Here is a 24,939-nt window from a genome sequence, read left to right as displayed (position 1 = left end):
AAGATTTTTAAAAAAACAAAAAAATGTATTTTGTCTATTCTATCTTTTTTAAATAGGCAAAATACATTAAAAATATAGGTTTTTCTAATTTCTTAGAAATTTGGTTTAAATTGGTATTTGTCGTAGAAGTTATCTAAGTGTTCTATTGCTTCTTCTGCAGTATCTACAAGTCTAAATAAGTTTAAGTCCTTTTCACTAATGTTTCCTTCTTCTAAAAGTGTGTTTTTTATCCAATCGAATAAACCACCCCAGAATTTTTTATCAACTAAAATAATTGGAAAACGACCTATTTTATGCGTTTGAATTAAAGTAATTGCTTCAAAAAGTTCATCCATAGTACCAAAACCACCTGGCATTACAACAAAACCTTGAGAGTATTTTACAAACATTACTTTACGTACAAAAAAGTAGTCAAAATCTAAACTTTTTCCTGGGTCAATCCAAGGGTTGTCATGTTGTTCAAAAGGGAGTTCTATGTTTAATCCAACAGAACTTCCTTTTCCTCTATGAGCTCCTTTGTTTCCTGCTTCCATAATTCCTGGTCCACCACCAGTTATTACACCGTAGCCATGTTGTGTAAGCTGGAATGCAATTTCTTCTGCTAAAATGTAATGTGGGTTATCTGGTTTTGTTCTTGCAGACCCAAAAATAGATACAGAAGGGCCAACTTTACTTAGTTTTTCATACCCATCTACAAATTCTGCCATTATTTTAAAAATAGCCCAAGAATCGTTTGTTTTTATTTCATTCCAAGTTTTTGGTTTTAATTTTTCTTTTATTTTTCTATCATCACTTGTCATATATCTGTAATTTTTTATTTTTATTTAATTGCTTGTAAAAAAGAAAGCTTGCTAAAATACTTCTTTTTCTACATTTCGAATGCTTGCAATGTGATAATTTTAACTTAATTCTTTTTTTAAAAACTTAGCGGTATAACTTGTTTTATGTTGTGCAACTTCTTCTGGAGTTCCTGTACATAAAATTTTACCACCTTTTTTACCGCCTTCCATACCAACATCAATAATATAATCGGCTAATTTTACAACATCTAAATTATGCTCAATAATTAATACTGTATTTCCTTTGTCTGCTAGTTTATTTAGTACATCCATTAAAACTCTAATGTCTTCAAAATGAAGTCCGGTGGTAGGTTCATCTAAAATGTAAAAGGTATTACCGGTATCTCTTTTAGATAATTCTGATGCTAATTTTATACGTTGAGCTTCACCACCCGAAAGTGTTGTAGATTGTTGCCCAAGTGTTATGTAGCCTAAACCAACATCTTTTATTGTTTTTAATTTTCTGTGAATTTTAGGAATATTCTCAAAGAAATTCGTGGCATCTTCAATAGTCATATCTAAAATATCAGAAATTGATTTCCCTTTGTAACGAATCTCTAAAGTTTCTCTATTAAAGCGTTTTCCTTGGCAGGTTTCGCATTCTACTTGTACATCAGGTAAAAAGTTCATTTCTATAACACGCACTCCACCACCTTGGCAAGTCTCGCAACGACCGCCTTTTACATTAAAAGAAAATCGACCAGGTTTGTATCCACGAATTGCAGCTTCTGGAGTTTTTGCAAATAAGCTTCTAATTTCACCAAAAGTACCTGTGTAAGTTGCTGGGTTAGAACGAGGGGTTCTTCCAATGGGTGATTGATCAATATCAATTACCTTATCTACATGCTCTAAACCTTCAATTTTTTTATAAGGCATTGGTTTTTTTACACCTCTATATATATGTGCGTTTAATATTGGGTAAAGAGTTTCGTTTATTAAGGTAGATTTTCCACTGCCCGAAACTCCGGTAACACAAATCATTTTTCCGAGAGGAAATTCTACAGAAACATTTTTTAAATTATTTCCGGTGGCTCCTTTTAGTTTGATAAATTTTCCATTTCCTTCTCTACGTACTTTAGGAACCGAAATTTCTTTTCTTCCGGTTAGGTAATCTGCAGTTAAAGTATTTTGTTTTTTTAATTCTTCAAAAGTTCCAGAACTTACTATTTCTCCTCCATGTCTACCAGCTCCAGGGCCAATATCAAAAACAAAATCGGCATGTTCCATCATGTCCTTATCGTGTTCTACAACTAAAACAGAATTTCCAATATCTCTTAATTTAACTAAAGAATCAATTAATTTTTGATTGTCTCGTTGATGTAATCCAATACTTGGTTCATCTAAAATATAAAGTACACCAACTAATTGCGATCCAATTTGAGTTGCCAAACGAATTCTTTGTGCTTCTCCACCAGAAAGTGATTTTGATGTTCTGTCTAATGTTAAATAATCTAAACCGACATCTAATAAAAACTGAATTCGAGTTCTAATCTCTTTTAAGATTTCAGCGGCAATTATGAGTTGCTTTTTTGATAACTCTTTTTCTATATTTTTAAACCATTTAGCCAATTCAGAAGCATCCATTTGGGCTAAATCACTAATGTTTTTATTTGTAATTTTAAAATGAAGAGCTTCTTTTTTTAATCTTTTGCCACCGCAAGTAGTACAAGAAACTTCATCCATAAAACCTTTTGCCCAACGTTTTATGGTTGTGCTTTCTGCATTGGCATATTGATTTTCTATAAAAGAAATAATTCCTTCAAAATCAATTTTATAATTTCTTGTAACGCCAACGGTTTTAGATTCAATTTCAAAAGATTCATTTCCGCCATTCAGAATAATATCTAAAGCTTCTTTAGGGATGTTTTTTATAGGGTCTGTTAATTTGAATTTATAGCGTTCGGCAATATTTTCTAACTGTTTAAAAATCCAGCTATTTTTTTGTTCTCCTAACGGGATAATTCCTCCGTTTTGTATGGAAATAGTGGTGTCTGGAATTACTTTTTCTAGGTTAATAACATTAGTAATTCCTAAGCCATTACATTTATCGCAAGCGCCTTTTGGCGAGTTAAAAGAAAAGGTATTTGGTTCTGGATTCGGATAGGCTATTCCGGTTGTAGGACACATTAATTCTCTACTAAAATAACGAGGTTCATTGTCATCAATATCAATAACCATCATAATGTTATTTCCAGAATACAATGCTGTTTTTATAGTTTCTTCTAAACGTTTTTCTGCAGATTCATTAATAAGAAGCCTATCTATTACAACTTCAATATCATGCGTTTTATACCTGTCTAAACGCATTCCTTTTTCAATCTCTTTTATTTCTCCATCTACACGAACACGTAAAAAACCTTGTTTAGAAATTTGTTCAAAAAGTTCGCGATAATGTCCTTTTCTAGATTTAATTAAGGGGGCTAAAATGGCTATTTTTTTATCAGCAAAATCAGATAAAATAAGCTGTTTTATTTGCTCATCAGAATAACTTACCATTTTTTCTCCTGTATTATAAGAGTAAGCATCAGCGGCTCTTGCAAATAATAATCTTAAAAAATCGTAAATTTCTGTTATGGTACCTACTGTAGATCGAGGGCTTTTATTAGTTGTTTTCTGTTCTATAGAAATTACAGGCGAAAGGCCATCTATTTTATCAACATCAGGTCGCTCTAGTCCACCTAAAAACTGACGCGCATAGGCAGAAAAAGTTTCAATATAACGTCTTTGTCCTTCTGCATAAATGGTGTCAAAAGCTAAAGAAGATTTTCCGCTTCCGCTTAAACCAGTGATTACAACTAGTTTTTCGCGAGGAATTTTTACATCAATATTTTTTAAGTTATGAGCTCTAGCTCCGTACACTTCTATATATTCTTGGTCTTTCAAATGAGATGTTTTTTTTGGAAAAAAGCAAAGTTAAAGAAACCAATTTTAATTTAAGGACGATTGTATAATGCTTTTAGTATTAAACTTTTTATAAAAATAAGGTTTCCTTAAAAGTGAGAATTAAAAAATGTTGTTATCAAACCATAAAATAGTATCTTGCATCTAATTATTACAATATAAATGATAGATAATATTAGACATTTTTTTGAGAGAAATGGGTTTCATGTTTCTTCGAGATTAGCTGATAGAATAGGAATGAGGGCTTTAAATGTGCGTTTGTTTTTTATTTATGTTACTTTTTTTACAGTAGGCCTGTCTTTTGGATTTTATTTAACATTGGCTTTTTTATTAAAATTAAAAGATATGGTGTATACCAAAAGAAGTTCTGTTTTTGACTTATAATATATGAAGATAAATGTATTAGAATCTAAAATAAATAAAACGTTATTATTAGTTGTTACTATTTTATCGATTGGTACAATAGGGTATATGGGGCTTTCTCATTATTCTTTTATAGATGCCTTGTATATGACCGTAATTACGGTAACCACCGTTGGTTTTGGTGAGTTAAGACCTTTTTCTCCAGAAGAAAAAGTTTTTACAATTTTTTTAATTTTAACCAGTATTACTGTTTTTGGGTATGCAATTTCGGCCTTCTCAGAGTATTTAGTTAGCGGTAAATTATTTGAACATTTTAAGCACAAAAAAGTGGAGAAAAAAATAGCCAATTTAAAAGGACATACCATTGTTTGCGGATATGGAAGAAATGGGAAGCAAGCAATTTTAAAATTAAAAAATTATAACAAAGACTTTGTTGTTGTTGAGAAAAATAAGGAAAGAACAGAAATTTTAGATGCCGCAGAGGTTTTAAATATTAATGGAGATGCTACTTTAGATGAAACCTTATTAAAGGCAGGTATAGAAAGTGCGGCTTTTTTAATTACTGCACTACCATCTGATGCTAATAATTTATTTGTGGTTTTAACAGCAAGTCAATTAAATAAAGACTGTAAGGTGATAAGTAGAGCTTCTAATGAATCTTCTTATAGTAAATTAAAAATAGCTGGTGCAAGTAATGTAATTATGCCAGATAAGTTAGGAGGAGATCATATGGCTTCTTTGGTAACTACACCAGATGTTATAGAGTTTGTAGATAGGTTAACAATAGAAGGAGAAACAACAGCAAATTTAGAGGAAGTAGCGGTAGATGATTTGCCAAAAAAATATATTAATAAAACACTCTTGCATTTAGATTTAAGAAGGCAAACAGGCTGTACCGTTATTGGTTTTATTGGACCTAATAAAGAATATATTATAAATCCTGAAGCAGATTGTAAATTAATTGAAGGATCACATTTAATAGTTTTAGGTAGGCCAAAGCAAATTATAAAATTAAGAGAATTATTTTAAGATTACAAAAACCAATGTGGCAAGCATTGGCTTTTTTATGCAATGATATTTTTGATAAAATATATGTTTAAGATCAACAGTATTATAAAATATAAAACAAAGAATCTATTTATTTATGAATAAAGTAGTGATTACAGGGAGTAACGGATTGTTAGGGCAGTCTTTATTAAGTTTATTACTTAAAGAAAAAGAAACGTATCAAGTTTTTGGTTTTTCTAGAGGAGAAAATAGAAGTGGTAGAACTGATTTTTCTTATGTTTCTATAGATATCACAGAAGAAGATCAACTTAAAAAAGCATTGCTAGAGATTCAGCCAGATTTTATTATTAATACGGCAGCAATGACGCAGGTTGATGATTGTGAAAACCAAAAAGAGGCTTGTGATTTATTAAATATAACTGTGGTTAAATGGTTGTCTGAAGTTTCAGAGAAATTAAATGCTCATTTAATTCATATTTCTACAGATTTTATTTTTGATGGAATAAAAGGGAATTATAAAGAAACAGATACACCAAACCCTTTAAGTTATTATGGATTATCAAAATTGAAATCAGAAGAACTTTTATTAAAAACAAAAATAGATTATACCGTTTTAAGAACCATTTTGGTATACGGAAAAGTTTTTGATATGAGTAGAAGTAATATTGTACTTTGGGTAAAAAGTATGTTAGAACAAGGTAAGGAAATTACTATTGTAGACGATCAATTTAGAACACCAACTTATGTAGGTGACTTAGCTTTAGCGTGTAAATTGTCTATGGATAAAAAGGCAACCGGTATTTTTAACATCTCATCAAACCAATTATTAAGTGTTTATGAGATAGCGCAAGAAATTGCAGATACTTTTAATCTAGATAAAAATTTAATAAAACCAATATCAACATCTACCTTAAATCAAACTGCTCCAAGACCTGCAAAAACAGGTTTCGATTTATCAAAAACAAATAAAGTATTAGAGTTTTATCCGAAATCTTTTAAAGAAGATTTACGGAAATTTAAGGATATCATAATGTAAAAATCACATTTAACGATTAAAAGTTGTCAAAAGAGCAATTTTTTAGGATATTGCAGCGTATTAATTGAAAAACTAACAATAGAAAATTATGAATAAAAAACTCCTTTCGTTGCTTTTATTAGCAATACCAATGTTAACATCTGCTCAAGAAAAAGGTCTAGATCAACAAATTGATGAAGCATTTGGTAATGCAACAGGCTGGTTTGTTAATTTCATTTTTTATCAAATTCCATTTACAGATAATGTAAGTATTTACTGGGTATTATTTCCGCTAATTTTAGGAGCCTTATATTTTACTGTTTATTTTAATTTTATAAATTTTAAAGGCTTTTTTACCTCTATAAATATTGTTAGAGGAGAGTATGATGACTTAGAAGACAGGGTAGATCATAATGTAGAAATTGCTAAATCTCAATTTACAGATGAAGAAGATAATCCAGATACGATAAGAATAGAAGGGCATTCAGGTGAGGTTTCTCATTTTCAGGCATTAACAGCAGCCTTATCTGCAACAGTAGGTTTAGGTAATATTGCAGGTGTTGCAATTGCGGTTTCTATTGGTGGTGCGGGTGCTACTTTTTGGATGATTGTTGCAGGTTTTTTAGGGATGTCGTCTAAGTTTGTAGAATGTACACTAGGTGTAAAATATAGAGATATTGAGGAGGACGGAACTGTTTATGGTGGGCCTATGTATTATTTAACTAAAGGGATGAAAAATAAAACTTTAGGAAAAATATTAGCAACCTTGTTTGCCATTTTTGTAATTGGTGGTTCTTTTGGAGGAGGAAACATGTTTCAAGTAAATCAAGCGTTTCAATTAGTACAAAACATTACAGGTGGTTCAGAATCATTTTTAGTAGGTAAAGGTTGGTTGTTTGGATTGGTAATGGCAATTCTTGTAGGAATTGTAATTATTGGAGGAATTAAAAAAATAGCAAAAGTAACCGATAAAATTGTTCCTTTTATGGTAGCAATCTATGTAGCGGCCTCTTTATTTGTGATTTTTGTTAATTATGATATGATTGGAGATGCTTTTTCTCAAATATTTTACGGAGCTTTTAGTCCAGAAGGAGTTGCTGGTGGGGCAGTTGGAGTTTTAGTACAAGGATTTAGAAGAGCTGCTTTTTCTAATGAAGCAGGTATTGGTTCTGCATCTATTGCACACTCAGCAGTAAAAACAAAATACGCAGCAAGTGAAGGTATGGTTGCTTTATTAGAGCCATTTATAGATACGGTTGTAGTTTGTACTATGACAGCTTTAGTGTTGATTATAACAGGTAACGTAGCAGCAGAAAATGCTTCTTTAAACGATGCACAAGCAATTTTATTAACATCAGGTGCTTTTGAATCTGCAATTTCTTGGTTTCCTTATGTATTAACGGTTGCAGTAGTATTATTTGCTTTTAGTTCTATGATTTCTTGGTCTTACTACGGTTTTCAAGGTTGGGTGTTTTTATTCGGAAGATCTAAAAAAATGGAGTATACCTATAAAATTATCTTTTGTATTTTTGTTGTAGTGGGTGCTGCAGCAAGTTTAGGATCTGTAATTGGGTTCTCAGATGCAATGGTATTTGCAATGATGGTGCCTAATATGATTGGTTTAATTATTCTTGCGCCTAAGGTAAAAGGAGAGTTAAATAAATATATGGATGCTATAAAATCTAGAAAAGCATAATAAACTTTTATGAAAATATTTAAATCCCATTTCTGGTACAACAAAAGCCAAAGAAATGGGGTTTTCTTTTTAGCAATATGTATTATTGTTTTACAGTTAATAATTTTTTTTGGAGATTTCTCAGTAAAAGACAAAATAGATTTAAATTCTTCTCAAGTTTTGTCGTTTCATCAACAAATAGATAGTCTTAGGGCTGTTGAAATAGAAAACAGAAAACCAAAAATTTATCCTTTTAATCCTAATTATATTACCGATTATAAAGGAGAGCAATTGGGCATGTCTATCGATGAAATAGATAGGTTGCTTAGATTTAGAAAAACAAATCAATTTGTCAATTCTAACCAAGAGTTTCAAAAAATAACCAAAGTTTCAGATTCCTTATTAAATAAAATATCTCCTTATTTTAAATTTCCAGATTGGGTTGTAAAACAAAACTCAAATTTGTCATTGCAAAGAACAAAGCAAGCTTATTACAAAAAGGAGGTAAAGGAAGTTTCAACTACAGATATCAATAAAGCCACAGCAGAAGATTTTAAAACCATTAGTGGTATTGGTGCAGCTTTTTCAGAACGTATTATAAAGTACCGCAACAAATTACAAGGTTTTTCTTTAAATGCGCAATTATATGAAGTTTGGGGGTTAGAAAAAGAAGTGGCGGAAAAAGTGTTATCAACGTTTAAAATAATTGATAAGCCAGTCATAAAAAAAATAAATGTAAACACAGTCACCTTCAAAGTGTTATTAAAGAATCCATATATAGATTATCAGCTTTGTAAAAAGATTTTTGAATACAGAGATGAAGTCGCTGAACTTCAAGATATTTCAGAATTAAAAAATATCAAAGATTTTCCTTTAGAAAAGTATGATAGAATAGTGTTATATTTGATGGCTGAATAACAACAACAAACACATTTATTGGCTTATGAACAGTATGTATTTTACTGAAGAGCACGAAGCGTTTCGTGCAAGTTTTAAAGAGTTTTTGAAAAAAGAAGTAGTTCCTCATGTCGATAAATGGGAAAAAGAAGGTAGTATAGAACGTTTTATCTGGAAAAAATTCGGAGAAATGGGCTATTTCGGTTTAAACACACCAGAAGAACATGGTGGTTTAAATTTAGATTTATTTTATACAATTATCTTTTTAGAAGAATTACAGAAAGTTAATTCAGGTGGTTTTGCAGCAGCAATGTGGGCACATGCATATTTAGCAATGACACATTTAACAAAAGAAGGTGATGATTTTATCAAAAATAAATATTTAACACCAAGTGTAGAGGGTGATATGATTGGCTGTTTGTGTATTACAGAGCCTTTTGGAGGATCAGATGTTGCAGGTTTACGTTCTACAGCAATTAAAAAAGGGGATAAGTATATTTTAAATGGTTCAAAAACATTTATAACAAACGGAGTTCTTTCAGATTATTTAATAGTTGCAGCAAAAACAGACCCTTCAGAAAAATACAAAGGAATCAGTCTTTTTGTGGTTGATAGAAATTTAAAAGGAATTTCATCAACAATGTTAAAAAAATTAGGATGGAAAGCCTCAGATACGGCAGAAATAGCCTTTGATAATGTAGAAATTCCGGCAACTAATTTATTAGGAGAAGAAGGAAAAGGATTTCCGTATATAATGCAACATTTTGCGTTAGAAAGATTGGTAATGGCAGTAAATGCACATGCTAGAGCAGAATTTGCAATGGACTATGCCTTAAATTATATGCAAGAACGTGTAGCATTTGGTAAAACGCTAGATAAGTTTCAGGTATTAAGACATAAAATAGCAGAGATTGCAAGTAGAGTAGATATGTGTAAAGAATACAACTATTCAATTACAAAACGCTTAGACGATGGGCAGTACGTGGTAAAAGAAGCAAGTATGGCCAAATTACTATCTACAAAAATGGCAGACGAAGTTATTTACGATGCACTACAAATGTTAGGCGGTTATGGTTATATGGAAGAGTACCCAATGGCACGTTTACTTAGAGATAGTAGATTAGGGCCAATAGGTGGAGGAACCTCAGAAATTTTAAAAGAAATTATCGCTAAAATGGTTATCGACGGTAAAGAGTACAAACCTGCTACTTAGTATTAAGGTTTAAAAGTACCAAGGTTATTAAGCGTTTAAACCAATATTTTTTTAGTTTTTAACACTGAACACTGAACATTTTTTTATAGCGTTACCTAAAAAGGTCGGGCTTTACACTATATTTTTTTGTAGAAAAACAAAAAGGATGCCGTTTCAATCCCTAACGCAAACAGCATATTTAAAATATAATCGAATAACTAATTGTCAATTCATAATTTGTAATTACCTTTGCAGTCCAAAAAATAAAACCAATAGTTTAAATACTATTCAAAAATATAAAGATACTATGAAGGGAGGTGCCAACTTATGTTAATTATACCAATTAAAGAAGGAGAAAATATAGATAGAGCTTTAAAACGTTACAAAAGAAAATTTGATCGTACAAAAACGATGAAAAACTTACGTGCAAGAAAGAACTTCACAAAACCTTCTGTAGCAAACAGAGCTCAAAGAATTAAAGCTTCTTACGTTCAGAAATTAAGAACACAAGAAGAAGTAGGTTAGAAATAACTTATTTTAGAAATAAAACCCGTATTGAATTTTCAATACGGGTTTTTTATGTTTAATATTTTGTAGTTTTACTAACAACTAACAACTAACAACTAACAACTAACAACTAACAACTAACAACTAACAACTAACAACTAATAATTTGATTGCGTCATTTTTAGAATACCTGTCTTTAGAAAAAAAATATTCTGTACATACAATTACGGCGTATAAAAACGATTTAACATCATTTAGAGATTTCTTAGAAACAGAATATGCTCAAGATAATCTAGTAGAAGTTCATTACCCACAAATAAGAAGTTGGATTGTTAGTTTGGTAGATTCTAAAATAGCAAACAGATCTATTAATAGAAAAGTTAGCACTTTAAAATCCTTTTATAAATTTTTACAGAAAACAAAACAAATAGAAGGAAATCCACTTTCTAAACATAAAGCTTTAAAAACAGAAAAAAAAGTACAAGTACCTTTTACGTCAAAAGAAATTAATGCTGTAATAAATCAAATAGAAATAGAAGAAGATAGCGAGTTTATATCTGTACGAAATAAATTAATTGTAGAATTATTTTATTCAACAGGTATTAGAAGAACAGAGTTAATTAATATAAAAGAAAGAGACGTTAGTTTGTCAGATAAGACAATAAAGGTATTAGGAAAAAGAAATAAAGAACGTTTTGTACCTTTATTAAGTTCTGTAGTTCAAACGGTAAAGAGCTATCAAGAATTAAAGAAGCAATATAACAAAGGTTTAGAAGTGTTTTTTATAACCGAAAAAGGAAATAAAATTTATGAAACTCTTGTTTACAGAATTATTAATACTTACTTTAGTAAAGTCTCTTCGAAAGAGAAAAAAAGCCCACACATATTAAGGCATTCTTTCGCAACACATTTGTTAAATGAAGGGGCAGATTTAAATTCGGTTAAGGAGTTGTTAGGGCATTCTTCTTTAGCTTCAACTCAAGTCTATACGCAAAATAGTCTTGATGTTATAAAAAAAGTATATAATCAGGCTCACCCTAGGAGCCATAAAAAACAGTAATGTATGAAAGTATTCACGCAATCAGTAAATTTTAATGCAGATAAGGAACTTATAGCATATGTAGATGAAAAAGTGTTAACATTAACAAAATTTCATGATAAAATAGTTGACGCAGAAGTTTTTCTAAAAGTTATAAATACTAGTGATAAAGAAAATAAAATAACCGAAGTTAAAATAAATATTCCAGGAAGCGAGTTGATTATAAAAAGAGAAGCAAAAACCTTCGAAGAAGGCATTAATGCTGCTGTAGACAACTTAAAAAGACAGTTAAAAAGATCTAAAGAAAAGCATAGAGACTCTATAACTTCATAAAATTTCAAAAAAAAGTAAAAAAAGATTTAAAAAAGTTTTGAAAAGTAAAAAAACTTTGTACATTTGCAATCCGTTAGAAATAGCGGGTTGCTTTTTTATAGCAAAAGCCGATGTAGCTCAGCTGGCTAGAGCAGCTGATTTGTAATCAGCAGGTCGTGGGTTCGAGTCCCTCCATCGGCTCAAGAAAAACAAAAATTACGCGGGTAATTTTAAAGTTCATTGAAATAGTAAATTAAAGGGGAGATACTCAAGCGGCCAACGAGGACGGACTGTAACTCCGTTGACTACGTCTTCGCAGGTTCGAATCCTGCTCTCCCCACAATTTACATATTATTGCGAAAGTAGCTCAGTTGGTAGAGCGTCAGCCTTCCAAGCTGAATGTCGCCGGTTCGAACCCGGTCTTTCGCTCAAAATTACCAGCAAGCCGGTGTAGCTCAGTTGGTAGAGCGCATCCTTGGTAGGGATGAGGTCGTGGGTTCAAGTCCCATCGCTGGCTCAATTTAAAAAGTATTACACACTAAATATATTTAAACTAAAGAATTAAAATTAAGAATCATGGCAAAAGCAAATTTTGACCGTTCGAAACCACACTTAAACATTGGTACTATCGGACACGTAGATCACGGTAAGACTACATTAACTGCGGCTATTACTAAAGTATTAGCTGATGCAGGATTCTCTGAAGCTAGATCTTTCGATCAGATCGATAACGCACCAGAAGAAAAAGAAAGAGGTATTACAATTAATACTTCACATGTAGAGTACCAAACAGCTAATCGTCACTATGCTCACGTTGACTGTCCAGGTCACGCGGATTATGTGAAGAATATGGTAACGGGTGCTGCTCAAATGGACGGTGCAATTTTAGTTGTTGCTGCTACAGATGGACCAATGCCTCAAACTAGAGAGCATATCTTATTAGGTCGTCAGGTTGGTATTCCTCGTATCGTTGTATTCATGAATAAAGTGGATATGGTTGATGATGAAGAATTAATCGAATTAGTAGATATGGAAGTAAGAGAATTACTTTCTTTCTATGAGTATGATGGTGATAATGGACCTGTAATTGCTGGTTCTGCATTAGGTGCACTTAATGGTGAGCAAAAATGGGTTGATACTGTTTTAGAATTAATGGAAGCGGTTGATGCTTGGATTGAAGAGCCTTTAAGAGAAGTTGATAAAGATTTCTTAATGCCAGTTGAGGATGTATTCTCTATTACTGGACGTGGTACTGTTGCAACTGGTCGTATTGAGACTGGTATTGCTAATACAGGAGACGTAGTAGATATTATTGGTATGGGAGCTGAGAAAATGACTTCTACTATTACTGGTATTGAAATGTTCCGTCAAATCTTAGATAGAGGTGAGGCAGGAGATAATGCAGGTATCTTATTAAGAGGTATTGCAAAAGAAGACATAAAAAGAGGAATGGTAATCTGTAAACCAGGTTCTGTAACTCCACATGCTAAGTTTAAAGCTGAGGTTTATGTTCTTAAGAAAGAAGAAGGTGGTCGTCACACTCCATTCCATAACAACTATCGTCCTCAGTTCTATGTTAGAACTACAGATGTAACAGGTACTATTAATTTACCAGAAGGTGTTGAAATGGTAATGCCAGGAGATAACTTAACAATTACAGTTGACTTAATTCAGCCAATCGCATTAAATGTTGGTTTACGTTTCGCTATCCGTGAAGGAGGTAGAACAGTTGGAGCTGGTCAGGTAACTGAATTATTAGACTAAGATTTATTAGTTTGATAAATAAATTCTAAGGGTGTTCCGTTTCTAACGGAACGCCTTTAATAATGAATAAAATACGGGCGTAGTTCAGCGGTAGAGCACTGGTCTCCAAAACCAGCTGTCGGGAGTTCGAATCTCTCCGCCCGTGCAATAAAACATAAAAGTAAAATGAACTTTATACAATATATCAAAGATTCTTTTGACGAATTAAGTAACCACATGACTTGGATCTCTAAAGAGGATGCTCAAAAAACAACGGTAACTGTCGCTGTTTTTACAATTGTATTCGCATTAGCAGTCGCTGGTATAGATTATGTTTTTCAGACAGGATTAGATAACTTTTTTGGAATGTTTAAATCTAACTAATTATGGCAGCTGATTCAGTAATGAAGTGGTATGTTGTTAGAGCCATTGGAGGACAAGAAAATAAAGTAAAAGCTTATATTGAAACTGAAATTTCTAGAGTAGGATTATCTGATTATGTTAGTCAAGTAATCGTGCCAACTGAAAAAGTTATTCAGATTAGAAATGGAAAAAAAGTAAATAGAGAAAGAGTATACTTTCCTGGTTATATTATGGTTGAGGCAAACCTTTCTGGAGAAGTACCTCACGTAATAAAAGGAATCACTGGTGTTATTGGGTTTTTAGGAGAAGTAAAAGGTGGTGAACCTGTTCCTATGCGTAAAGCAGAAGTTAACAGAATGTTAGGTAAAGTTGATGAATTATCTGTACAAGATGAAAACATTGCAATTCCTTTTAATGTAGGTGAAACCGTAAAAGTTGTAGATGGTCCTTTTAATGGATTTGATGGAACTATAGAGAAAGTAAACGAAGAAAAGCGTAAACTTGAAGTAATGGTAAAAATATTCGGAAGAAAAACACCATTAGAATTAAGTTATATGCAAGTAGAAAAGATATAATTGTTACACAAATATATATTGATATCGATTTATTTTTTGGCTTCCAACTTAAAATAAATCATTAAACATTTTTAAAATGGCAAAAGAAGTTAGTAAAGTAGTTAAGTTACAAGTAAAGGGAGGCGCAGCGAATCCATCGCCGCCGGTTGGACCTGCTTTAGGAGCTGCTGGTGTTAACATTATGGAGTTCTGTAAACAGTTTAATGCAAGAACGCAAGACAAACAAGGTAAAGTTTTACCTGTTGTTATTACTGTTTTCAAAGATAAATCATTTGATTTTCTTGTAAAAACTCCTCCTGCAGCAGTTCAGTTACTAGAAGCGGCCAAAATTAAAAAAGGTTCAGGAGAACCAAACAGAAAGAAAGTAGCATCAGTTACTTGGGATCAAATTAAAACGATCGCAGAAGACAAAATGGTAGATTTAAATGCCTTTGAAATTTCTTCAGCAATGCGTATGATTGCAGGTACAGCACGTTCTATGGGATTAACAGTAAAAGGAGATGCACCAGCATAAACTTTATAAAAAGTAGTAAAATGGCAAAATTAACAAAAAAGCAAAAAGAAGCTTACGCAAAGGTAGACAGCTCTAAATCTTATGATTTAGCAGCAGCTTCAGCGCTAGTCAAAGACATTACTAATGTAAAGTTTGATGCATCAGTAGATCTAGCTATACGTTTAGGAGTAGATCCTCGTAAAGCAAATCAAATGGTTCGTGGAGTTGTAACATTACCTCACGGAACAGGAAAAGATGTAAAAGTTTTAGCATTAGTAACACCAGATAAAGAAGCAGAAGCTACAGCAGCAGGTGCAGATTATGTTGGGTTAGATGAGTACCTTCAAAAGATTAAAGGAGGATGGACAGATGTAGATGTAATTATTACAATGCCTAGTGTAATGGGTAAATTAGGTCCTTTAGGAAGGATTTTAGGTCCTAGAGGTTTAATGCCAAACCCAAAAACAGGTACAGTAACAATGGACGTTGCAAAAGCTGTTACAGATGTAAAAGCTGGTAAAATCGATTTTAAAGTTGATAAAACGGGTATCGTTCATGCAGCAATTGGAAAAGTATCTTTTGATGCTAAGAAAATTGAAGAAAATGCAAACGAGTTAATACAAACTATCATTAAATTGAAACCAACAACTGCAAAAGGAACGTATGTAAAAAGCGTTTTTATGTCTAGTACTATGAGTCCTAGTATTGCTGTTGATGTAAAAGCTGTTTAATACGTTAAAACTTATAATTATGACTAGAGAAGAGAAATCACAAGTAATACAAGATTTAACAGCAGTATTAGCAGATACAAATACGTTATATTTAGCAGATATTTCTGGATTAGATGCACAAACTACCTCTAACTTACGTAGAGCATGTTTTAAAGCAGGTGTTCAGTTATCAGTTGTTAAAAATACATTACTTGCAAAAGCAATGGAAGCTTCAGATAAAGAATTTGGAGACTTACCATCAGTATTAAAAGGTAATACATCAATGATGATTTCTGAAGCAGCAAATGCTCCAGCTAAATTAATCAAAGAATTCAGAAAGAAAACTAAAGATAGACCTATTTTAAAAGGTGCTTTTGCAGAAGAATCTGTTTACATTGGTGATGATCAATTAGATGCTTTAGTAGATATTAAATCTAGAGAAGAACTTATTGGAGAAATCATTGGATTATTACAGTCTCCTGCTAAAAATGTTATTTCAGCATTACAATCAGGTGGACAAACACTTTCAGGTATTATCAAAACATTATCTGAAAAATAATATCGCGCACAAATAAACTATAATAAAACAAAATTTTAAAAACAATTAAAATGGCAGAATTAAAAGATTTCGCAGAGCAATTAGTTAACTTAACAGTAAAAGAAGTTAATGAATTAGCTACTATTTTAAAAGATGAGTATGGTATTGAGCCAGCAGCAGCTGCAGTAGCAGTAGCAGGACCAGCAGCAGGAGGAGATGATGCAGCAGATGAGAAAACAGAATTTGACGTTATCTTAACAGCAGCAGGAAGTTCTAAATTAGCAGTTGTAAAATTAGTTAAAGAATTAACTGGATTAGGTTTAAAAGAAGCTAAAGGTATTGTAGATAGTGCTCCTGCAGCAGTAAAAGAAGGTATCTCTAAAGATGAGGCTGAAGGTCTTAAAAAATCTTTAGAAGAAGCTGGAGCTGAGGTAGAGCTTAAGTAAGCTACATATCCCGAGTACGTGAAGAACGTAACGGGAAAACAAATTTAGGTTTAGGTACTAAGAACTAACGTTTTTAGACCTAAACCATTTTGTGTATATATTCGTTTTTTATTTTAATTTAGATTTTTAATCAAAAAAATACTCTCTTTTGGCAACGAAAAACACTACTGAAAGAATCAACTTCGCTACTTCTCAAATGATTAAGGAATATCCAGACTTTTTGGATATTCAGGTAAAATCTTTTCAAGATTTTTTCCAACTTCAAACAAAGGCAGAAGAAAGAGGTGAAGAAGGTTTGTACAAAACCTTCATGGATAACTTTCCAATTACAGATACAAGAAATCAATTTGTATTAGAATTTTTAGACTACTTTGTAGATCCGCCAAGATATTCAATACAAGAATGTATTGAAAGAGGTCTTACACACAGTGTGCCGTTAAAAGCACGTCTTAAATTGTACTGTACAGACCCAGAACATGAAGATTTCGAAACAATTGTACAAGATGTTTATCTTGGTACAATTCCTTACATGACAAACTCAGGTACCTTTGTAATCAATGGTGCAGAGCGTGTTGTGGTTTCTCAGTTACACAGATCACCAGGTGTATTCTTTGGACAGTCTTTCCATGCAAACGGTACAAAATTATATTCTGCTAGGGTAATTCCTTTTAAAGGTTCTTGGATAGAATTTGCTACCGATATCAATCAAGTAATGTATGCTTATATTGATAGAAAGAAAAAATTACCAGTTACAACATTATTCAGAGCTATTGGTTTTGAAAGAGATAAAGATATTTTAGAGATTTTTGACCTTGCTGAAGAAGTAAAGGTATCTAAAGCTGGATTAAAAAAAGTATTAGGTCGCAAATTAGCCGCTAGAGTTTTAAAAACTTGGCATGAAGATTTTGTGGATGAAGATACTGGTGAAGTTGTATCAATCGAAAGAAATGAAATAGTTTTTGATCGTGATACTATTTTAGATAAAGAACATATTGATGAAATAATTGATGCAGGTGCTAAAACCGTTTTACTTCATAAAGAAGATAACGATATGGCAGATTATGCTATTATTCATAATACACTACAAAAAGATCCTACCAATTCAGAAAAAGAAGCAGTAGAACATATTTATAGACAATTACGTAATGCAGAACCGCCAGATGAAGAGACTGCAAGAGGTATTATAGATAAGTTATTCTTTTCTGAACAAAGATATAATTTAGGGGAAGTTGGTCGTTTTAGAATGAACACTAAACTTCAGTTAAATGAACCTATTGATCAAAAGGTATTAACAAAATTAGATATTATAACTATTATTAAATATTTAATTGAGTTAATCAACTCTAAAGCAGAGGTAGATGATATTGATCACTTATCTAACAGACGTGTAAGAACTGTTGGTGAGCAATTAGCAGGTCAGTTTGGTGTTGGTTTAGCTCGTATGGCTAGAACCATTCGTGAACGTATGAATGTACGTGACAACGAGGTGTTTACACCTATCGATTTGATTAATGCTAAAACATTATCATCTGTAATTAACTCATTCTTTGGTACCAACCAGTTATCTCAGTTTATGGATCAAACAAATCCATTAGCAGAGATTACTCATAAGCGTAGATTATCTGCACTTGGACCAGGTGGTTTATCAAGAGAAAGAGCAGGTTTTGAGGTACGTGATGTTCATTATACTCACTATGGTCGTTTATGTCCAATTGAAACTCCAGAGGGACCAAATATTGGTTTAATTTCTTCACTTTCTGTTTTTGCAAAAGTGAACAACTTAGGGTTTATTGAAACTCCATATAGAAAAGTTAATGATGGTGTTGTAGAAACAGTAGAACCTACCTATTTAAGTGCTGAGGAAGAAGAGGGAATGAAATTTGCTCAATCTAACTTAGAATTAAATGAGGATGGAAGTTTTATCGCTGAAAGAGTGATTGCTCGTGAAGGTGGTGATTTCCCAGTTGTTGGGCCAGATGCTATTGATTATATGGATGTTGCTCCTAATCAAATTGCTTCAATTTCAGCATCTTTAATTCCTTTCTTGGAACATGATGATGCCAATAGAGCCTTGATGGGATCTAACATGATGCGTCAAGCAGTACCATTATTAAGACCAGAATCTCCAATTGTAGGTACAGGTTTAGAGCGTAGAGTTGCAAAAGATTCTCGTATCTTAATCAATGCAGAAGGAGCCGGAGAGGTAACTTATGTAGATGCTAATAAAATTACAATTAAGTATGATAGATCTGAAGAAGAAAAACTAGTAAGTTTTGAATCTGATGAAGTATCTTATAACTTAATTAAATTTAGAAAAACCAATCAAGGAACAAACATCAATCTAAAACCTATTGTAGAAAAAGGTGATAGAGTAGAAGAAGGACAAGTTCTTTGTGAAGGTTATGCTACACAAAAAGGAGAATTAGCTTTAGGAAGAAATATGAAAGTAGCCTTTATGCCTTGGAAAGGGTATAATTTTGAGGATGCAATTGTAATTTCAGAAAAAGTTGTTCGTGAAGATATATTTACATCTATACATATTGATGAGTATTCTTTAGACGTAAGAGATACAAAATTAGGAACTGAAGAGTTAACTAATGATATTCCTAACGTTTCTGAAGAAGCTACAAAAGATTTAGATGAAAACGGAATGATTAGAATTGGAGCAGAAGTGAATCCAGGTGATATCTTAATTGGTAAAATTACACCAAAAGGAGAATCTGATCCAACGCCAGAAGAAAAATTATTACGTGCTATTTTTGGTGATAAAGCAGGTGATGTAAAAGATGCATCATTAAAAGCTTCTCCATCATTAAGAGGTGTAGTAATTGATAAAAAATTATTTAGAAGAGCTGTTAAAGATAAAAACAAACGATTAAGAGATAAAGAAGCTGTATCTAAGTTAGAGGCATCTTTTGTATCGAAATTCGAAAGTTTAAAAGATGTTTTAATAGACAAATTGTTTATGCTTATTAGCGGAAAAACTTCGCAAGGAGTTTATAATGATTTAGGTGAAGAAGTTTTACCAAAAGGTAAAAAATATACACTTAAAATGTTAAATTCTGTTGATGATTATGTGCATTTAACAGGTTCTTGGACAACGGATAAAGAATTGAATAATTTAGTAGGTGAATTAGTTCACAATTACAAAATTAAAGTAAATGATTTACAAGGTTCTTTACGTCGTCAAAAATTTACAATCTCTGTAGGAGATGAATTACCAGCAGGTATTTTAAAACTTGCCAAAGTTTACATTGCTAAGAAACGTAAATTAAAAGTTGGTGATAAAATGGCAGGACGTCATGGTAATAAAGGTATTGTTGCTCGTATTGTTAGAGCAGAAGATATGCCTTTCTTAGAAGACGGAACTCCAGTAGATATCGTATTAAACCCATTAGGGGTACCTTCTCGTATGAATATTGGTCAGATTTATGAAACTGTTCTTGGTTGGGCAGGTCAAAAATTAGGAACTAAATATGCAACACCAATTTTTGATGGAGCATCTTTAGAACAGATCAACGAAATTACAGATACAGCAGGTGTACCAAGATTTGGTCATACTTACTTATACGATGGTGGAACAGGAAAACGTTTTGATCAACCAGCAACAGTTGGTATCATTTATATGATCAAGTTAGGTCACATGATTGATGATAAGATGCACGCTCGTTCTATTGGACCATACTCTTTAATTACGCAACAACCATTAGGTGGTAAAGCACAATTTGGAGGACAACGTTTTGGTGAGATGGAAGTTTGGGCACTTGAGGCTTATGGTGCTTCAAGTATCTTAAGAGAAATCTTAACTGTAAAATCGGATGATGTGATGGGTAGAGCTAAAACATACGAAAGTATTGTAAAAGGTGAAACTATGCCAGAACCAGGTTTACCAGAATCATTTAACGTATTAATGCATGAACTTAAAGGTTTAGGTTTAGACGTTAGATTAGAAGAATAAATTTTTTCAGTAACCAATAATCAGTAACAATTTAGTTACTGATTATTGAATACTGCCAACTGAATACTTATTAAAAGACATGGCAAGAAAACAAGAGAAATACACTGTAAAAAAGTTTAACAAAATCTCAATTGGTTTATCATCACCAGAAGCTATTTTAGAAATTTCTAAGGGTGAAGTTTTAAAACCAGAAACTATAAATTACCGTACACACAAGCCAGAAAGAGATGGTTTATTTTGTGAGCGTATTTTTGGTCCTGTAAAGGATTATGAATGTGCTTGTGGAAAGTACAAAAGAATTCGCTACAAGGGTATCGTTTGTGATAGATGTGGTGTAGAAGTAACAGAAAAGAAAGTACGTAGAGATAGAGTAGGACATATCAATTTGGTAGTTCCTGTGGCTCATATTTGGTACTTTAGATCATTGCCTAACAAAATGGGATACCTTTTAGGTCTGCCATCTAAAAAGTTAGATATGATTATTTACTACGAACGTTACGTAGTAATTCAACCAGGTATTGCAAAAAATGTGGAAGGAGAACCATTACAAAAAATGGATTTCTTAACGGAAGAAGAATATTTAGATATTGCTGATGAGTTACCACAAGATAACCAATACTTAGATGATTCTGACCCAAACAAGTTTATCGCTAAAATGGGTGCTGAATGTTTAATTGATTTATTAGCACGTATCGATTTAGATGGGTTGTCTTTTGAATTAAGACATAAAGCAAATACAGAAACGTCTAAACAACGTAAAACTGAAGCTTTAAAACGTTTAAATGTAGTTGAAGCATTTAGAGATTCTCAGAAAAATAGAGAAAATCATCCAGAATGGATGATCATGAAAGCAATTCCGGTTATTCCACCAGAATTAAGACCATTAGTGCCATTAGATGGAGGTCGTTTTGCTACTTCAGATTTAAATGATTTATATAGAAGAGTTATTATTAGAAACAATCGTTTAAAAAGATTGGTAGAAATAAAAGCTCCTGAAGTTATTTTACGTAATGAAAAACGTATGTTGCAAGAATCTGTAGATTCATTATTTGACAACACTCGTAAATCATCTGCAGTAAAAACAGAATCTAACAGACCTTTAAAATCGTTATCAGATTCATTAAAAGGTAAACAAGGACGTTTCCGTCAGAATTTATTAGGAAAACGTGTTGATTATTCTGCACGTTCTGTAATTGTTGTTGGACCAGAAATGAAATTGTCTGAATGTGGATTGCCAAAAGATATGGCAGCTGAACTTTACAAACCTTTTGTAATTAGAAAACTAATTGAAAGAGGAATTGTAAAAACAGTTAAATCTGCAAAGAAAATAATAGATAGAAAAGAACCAGTAGTTTGGGATATTTTAGAAAATGTAATTAAAGGTCATCCAGTTTTATTAAACAGGGCTCCTACTTTACACAGACTTGGTATACAAGCTTTTCAACCTAAATTAATTGAAGGTAAAGCAATCCGTTTACATCCATTAGCATGTTCTGCATTTAATGCCGATTTTGATGGGGATCAAATGGCGGTTCACTTACCATTAGGACCAGAGGCTATTTTAGAAGCACAATTATTAATGTTGGCTTCTCATAATATTTTAAATCCTGCAAATGGTGCTCCAGTTACTGTACCTTCTCAGGATATGGTACTTGGTTTATACTATATGACCAAAGAAAGAATTTCTACACCAGAAGTTCCTATTAAAGGTGAAGGTTTAACTTTCTATTCGCCAGAAGAAGTAACTATTGCTTTTAACGAAGAAATGGTAGACTTAAATGCTGGAATTAAAGTTAGAACTTATGATGTTGATGAAAACGGAGAACAAGTAAGAAAAATTATAAAAACTACTGTAGGTAGAGTTTTATTTAATGAAGTTGTTCCTCCTGCGGCAGGATATATTAATGAGGTATTAACTAAGAAAAACTTACGTGGAATTATTGGTGGTATTTTAAAAGCTACAAATATTCCTACAACAGGAGAATTCTTAGATGCAATAAAAAATATGGGATATAAATTTGCCTTTCAAGGTGGTTTATCTTTCTCATTAGGGGATATCATTATTCCTAAAGAAAAACAATCTATGATTGATGAAGCCAATAAAGAGGTAGACATCATTATAGGTAACTATAACATGGGTATGTTAACGCAAAAAGAGCGTTACAATCAGGTAATTGATGTTTGGGGTTCTACCAACAATAGATTAACTGAATTATCGATGAAAAACTTACGTGAAGATCAACAAGGTTTCAACTCGGTATACATGATGCTTGATTCTGGTGCAAGGGGTTCTAAAGAACAAATTCGTCAGTTAACAGGTATGCGTGGATTGATGGCAAAACCTAAAAAGTCTACAGCAGGTGGTGGAGAAATTATTGAAAACCCGATTCTATCTAACTTTAAGGAAGGTTTATCGATTTTAGAATACTTTATTTCTACGCACGGTGCGCGTAAAGGACTTGCAGATACCGCCTTAAAAACGGCAGATGCTGGTTACTTAACTCGTAGATTGGTAGATGTTTCTCAAGACGTTATTGTTAATGAAGAAGATTGTGGTACTTTAAGAGGATTAGAAGTTGCTGCATTAAAGAAAAATGATGAGATTGTAGAATCTTTATCAGATAGAATTGAAGGACGTGTTTCTTTACAAGATGTGTATCATCCATTAACAGATGAACTTATTTTAGGAGCAAATCAAGCAATTACTTCTAAATTAGCAGAGGCTGTAGAAAAATCAGGAATTGATAAATTAGAAGTTAGATCTCCATTAACTTGTGAGTCTACTAGAGGTATCTGTGCTAAATGTTATGGACAAAGTTTATCTACTCTTGGTAAAGTACAAATTGGTGAAGCAGTTGGTGTTATTGCAGCACAATCTATTGGTGAACCAGGTACACAGTTAACATTACGTACATTCCACGTTGGTGGGGTTGCAGGTAATATTTCTGAAGAGAATAAATTAATCGCTAAGTTTGATGGTAAAGTTGTTATCGATGATTTACGTACAGTTGTTGGAAAAGACAATGACGGTAAAGAAATTGATATTGTAATATCTAGAACTGCAGAGATTAAAATTATAGATAAGAAAACAGGAATTACTCAGAGTACAAACATTTTACCTTACGGTTCTATCATTTTTGATAAAGAGCGTAAATCAATTAAAAAAGGTGAAGTAATTGTTCAATGGGATCCATTTAATGGTGTAATTGTTTCTGAATTTGCAGGAAAAGTGAAGTTTGATAACTTACAACAAGGTATTAACTACTCTGTAGAAGTTGATGAGCAAACAGGTTTCCAAGAGATTGTAATGATCGATTCTAAGAACAAGAAACTAATTGCATCTTTAATTATAGAAGATGAAGACGGTAATGCTTTACGTTCTTACAGTTTACCTTTAGGTGCACACTTAATGGTTACTGATGGAGATAAAGTAGAAGCAGGTCATACATTAGTGAAAATTCCTAGAAAATCTGGTAAAGCAGGGGATATTACAGGAGGTTTACCACGTGTAACAGAATTGTTCGAAGCACGTAATCCTTCTAACCCATCTGTGGTTTCTGAGATTGATGGTGTGGTTTCTTTCGGTAAAATTAAGCGTGGAAATAGAGAAATTATTGTTGAATCTAAAACAGGTGAAATTAGTAAGTATTTAGTTAAACTTTCTAACCAAATCTTAGTTCAAGAAAATGACTTTATTAAAGCAGGTATGCCATTATCAGACGGAGCTACAACTCCTTCAGATATTTTAAGAATTCAAGGACCATCTGCAGTACAAGAATACTTGGTAAATGAAATACAAGAAGTATATCGTTTACAAGGTGTAAAAATTAACGACAAACATTTTGAAGTTGTTGTTCGTCAAATGATGCGTAAAGTTAAAATTATAGATTCTGGAGATACTTTATTCTTAGAGAATCAATTAATTCATAAAATTGACTTTATCAAAGATAACGATGCAATCTACGGAATGAAAGTTGTTGAAGATGCTGGAGACTCTGAAAATTTAAAACCAGGTCAAATTATTTCTGCACGTCAATTAAGAGATGAAAATTCTTTATTAAGAAGAAATGATCAGAACTTAGTAGAAGCAAGAGATGCTAAACCAGCAACGGCAGAGCAAGTTTTACAAGGTATTACAAGAGCATCACTACAAACAAAATCGTTTATTTCTGCAGCTTCCTTCCAGGAAACTACAAAAGTATTAAACGAAGCTGCTGTAAGTGGTAAAATAGATACTTTAGAAGGATTAAAAGAAAATGTAATTGTTGGTAAGAGAATTCCAGCAGGTACAGGTATGAGATCTTATGAAAAAATTCTAGTTGGTCCTAAAGACGAAATGGAAAAAAGTTTCTAAATAAACGTTTA

The 24,939-nt window shown here is 32.3% G+C and carries 20 protein-coding genes and 5 tRNA genes; 23 read left to right on the top strand and 2 right to left on the bottom strand.

The genetic code is table 11. From position 1 onward, the window contains the following. Positions 1-92: 92 nt before the first annotated feature. Together WG951_RS06740 and uvrA are read right to left on the bottom strand one after the other, a co-directional pair. Entirely contained in the window at positions 93-800 is a 708-nt protein-coding gene (locus tag WG951_RS06740) for a TIGR00730 family Rossman fold protein (protein ID WP_105050506.1), read from the bottom strand. A gap of 99 nt (positions 801-899) precedes the next feature. Beyond that, complete coding sequence (gene uvrA, locus WG951_RS06735; RefSeq protein ID WP_105050507.1) at positions 900-3,722, bottom strand: excinuclease ABC subunit UvrA; 2,823 nt, start codon at positions 3,720-3,722, stop codon at positions 900-902. Between the two features lie 180 nt (positions 3,723-3,902). Here uvrA and WG951_RS06730 point away from each other — a divergent pair, with 180 nt between their 5' ends. The 23 genes from WG951_RS06730 to rpoC all read left to right on the top strand — a co-directional run bounded on the left by WG951_RS06730 (position 3,903) and on the right by rpoC (position 24,928). Continuing rightward, positions 3,903-4,124 carry a PspC family transcriptional regulator gene (locus WG951_RS06730; RefSeq protein WP_105050508.1) on the top strand — a complete coding sequence of 74 codons (222 nt, stop codon included), beginning with the start codon at positions 3,903-3,905 and terminating at the stop codon, positions 4,122-4,124. A gap of 3 nt (positions 4,125-4,127) precedes the next feature. Further along, the gene (locus WG951_RS06725) at positions 4,128-5,132 is read left to right on the top strand and encodes a potassium channel family protein (RefSeq protein ID WP_105050509.1); all 1,005 of its coding nucleotides are present in this window, start codon (positions 4,128-4,130) and stop codon (positions 5,130-5,132) included. A gap of 115 nt (positions 5,133-5,247) precedes the next feature. After that, positions 5,248-6,147, top strand: a complete 900-nt coding sequence (locus tag WG951_RS06720; RefSeq protein ID WP_105050510.1) for an SDR family oxidoreductase — start codon at positions 5,248-5,250, stop codon at positions 6,145-6,147. Positions 6,148-6,235: 88 nt separating this feature from the next. Further along, positions 6,236-7,822, top strand: a complete 1,587-nt coding sequence (locus WG951_RS06715; protein ID WP_105050511.1) for an alanine/glycine:cation symporter family protein — start codon at positions 6,236-6,238, stop codon at positions 7,820-7,822. A 9-nt stretch (positions 7,823-7,831) separates the two neighbouring features. Then, a complete protein-coding gene (locus tag WG951_RS06710; RefSeq protein WP_105050512.1) occupies positions 7,832-8,719 on the top strand; it encodes a ComEA family DNA-binding protein in 888 nt (295 codons plus the stop codon). Between the two features lie 25 nt (positions 8,720-8,744). Further along, a complete protein-coding gene (locus tag WG951_RS06705; RefSeq protein WP_105050513.1) occupies positions 8,745-9,911 on the top strand; it encodes an acyl-CoA dehydrogenase family protein in 1,167 nt (388 codons plus the stop codon). Between the two features lie 306 nt (positions 9,912-10,217). Beyond that, on the top strand, positions 10,218-10,415 hold the full coding sequence (gene rpsU, locus WG951_RS06700) for a 30S ribosomal protein S21 (RefSeq protein WP_105050514.1): 198 nt from the start codon (positions 10,218-10,220) through the stop codon (positions 10,413-10,415). A gap of 148 nt (positions 10,416-10,563) precedes the next feature. Then, positions 10,564-11,457 carry a tyrosine-type recombinase/integrase gene (locus tag WG951_RS06695; RefSeq protein ID WP_105050515.1) on the top strand — a complete coding sequence of 298 codons (894 nt, stop codon included), beginning with the start codon at positions 10,564-10,566 and terminating at the stop codon, positions 11,455-11,457. Positions 11,458-11,460: 3 nt separating this feature from the next. Continuing rightward, on the top strand, positions 11,461-11,769 hold the full coding sequence (gene hpf, locus WG951_RS06690) for a ribosome hibernation-promoting factor, HPF/YfiA family (protein WP_105050516.1): 309 nt from the start codon (positions 11,461-11,463) through the stop codon (positions 11,767-11,769). 106 nt (positions 11,770-11,875) lie between these two features. Next, positions 11,876-11,949, top strand: a tRNA-Thr gene (locus WG951_RS06685). Positions 11,950-12,006: 57 nt separating this feature from the next. Then, positions 12,007-12,088, top strand: a tRNA-Tyr gene (locus WG951_RS06680). A 16-nt stretch (positions 12,089-12,104) separates the two neighbouring features. Then, positions 12,105-12,177: transfer RNA gene (locus WG951_RS06675), tRNA-Gly, on the top strand. A gap of 15 nt (positions 12,178-12,192) precedes the next feature. Further along, a tRNA-Thr gene (locus WG951_RS06670) sits at positions 12,193-12,265 on the top strand. Between the two features lie 59 nt (positions 12,266-12,324). Further along, positions 12,325-13,512, top strand: a complete 1,188-nt coding sequence (gene tuf / locus WG951_RS06665) for an elongation factor Tu (RefSeq protein ID WP_105050517.1) — start codon at positions 12,325-12,327, stop codon at positions 13,510-13,512. Between the two features lie 73 nt (positions 13,513-13,585). Next, a tRNA-Trp gene (locus WG951_RS06660) sits at positions 13,586-13,657 on the top strand. Positions 13,658-13,677: 20 nt separating this feature from the next. After that, positions 13,678-13,875, top strand: a complete 198-nt coding sequence (gene secE / locus WG951_RS06655; protein WP_105050518.1) for a preprotein translocase subunit SecE — start codon at positions 13,678-13,680, stop codon at positions 13,873-13,875. 2 nt (positions 13,876-13,877) lie between these two features. Beyond that, positions 13,878-14,429, top strand: coding sequence for a transcription termination/antitermination protein NusG (nusG, locus tag WG951_RS06650; RefSeq protein ID WP_105050519.1), 552 nt, complete (start codon positions 13,878-13,880; stop codon positions 14,427-14,429). Between the two features lie 76 nt (positions 14,430-14,505). Next, on the top strand, positions 14,506-14,943 hold the full coding sequence (rplK, locus tag WG951_RS06645; RefSeq protein ID WP_105050520.1) for a 50S ribosomal protein L11: 438 nt from the start codon (positions 14,506-14,508) through the stop codon (positions 14,941-14,943). A gap of 20 nt (positions 14,944-14,963) precedes the next feature. Then, a complete protein-coding gene (gene rplA / locus WG951_RS06640; RefSeq protein WP_105050521.1) occupies positions 14,964-15,653 on the top strand; it encodes a 50S ribosomal protein L1 in 690 nt (229 codons plus the stop codon). Between the two features lie 19 nt (positions 15,654-15,672). Beyond that, positions 15,673-16,191 carry a 50S ribosomal protein L10 gene (gene rplJ, locus WG951_RS06635; protein ID WP_105050522.1) on the top strand — a complete coding sequence of 173 codons (519 nt, stop codon included), beginning with the start codon at positions 15,673-15,675 and terminating at the stop codon, positions 16,189-16,191. 50 nt (positions 16,192-16,241) lie between these two features. Then, positions 16,242-16,616 carry a 50S ribosomal protein L7/L12 gene (gene rplL / locus WG951_RS06630; protein ID WP_105050523.1) on the top strand — a complete coding sequence of 125 codons (375 nt, stop codon included), beginning with the start codon at positions 16,242-16,244 and terminating at the stop codon, positions 16,614-16,616. A gap of 148 nt (positions 16,617-16,764) precedes the next feature. Beyond that, on the top strand, positions 16,765-20,574 hold the full coding sequence (gene rpoB, locus WG951_RS06625) for a DNA-directed RNA polymerase subunit beta (RefSeq protein WP_105050524.1): 3,810 nt from the start codon (positions 16,765-16,767) through the stop codon (positions 20,572-20,574). Positions 20,575-20,653: 79 nt separating this feature from the next. Continuing rightward, positions 20,654-24,928: a DNA-directed RNA polymerase subunit beta' gene (gene rpoC / locus WG951_RS06620; protein WP_105050525.1), complete on the top strand. Its 4,275-nt coding sequence runs from the start codon at positions 20,654-20,656 to the stop codon at positions 24,926-24,928. Positions 24,929-24,939: the final 11 nt, after the last annotated feature.

The organism is Polaribacter butkevichii, assembly GCF_038024105.1.
GTDB lineage: Bacteria > Bacteroidota > Bacteroidia > Flavobacteriales > Flavobacteriaceae > Polaribacter > Polaribacter butkevichii.
The sequence above is the reverse complement of the archived record's forward strand: the minus strand, read 5'-3'. Positions and strand labels throughout refer to the sequence as shown.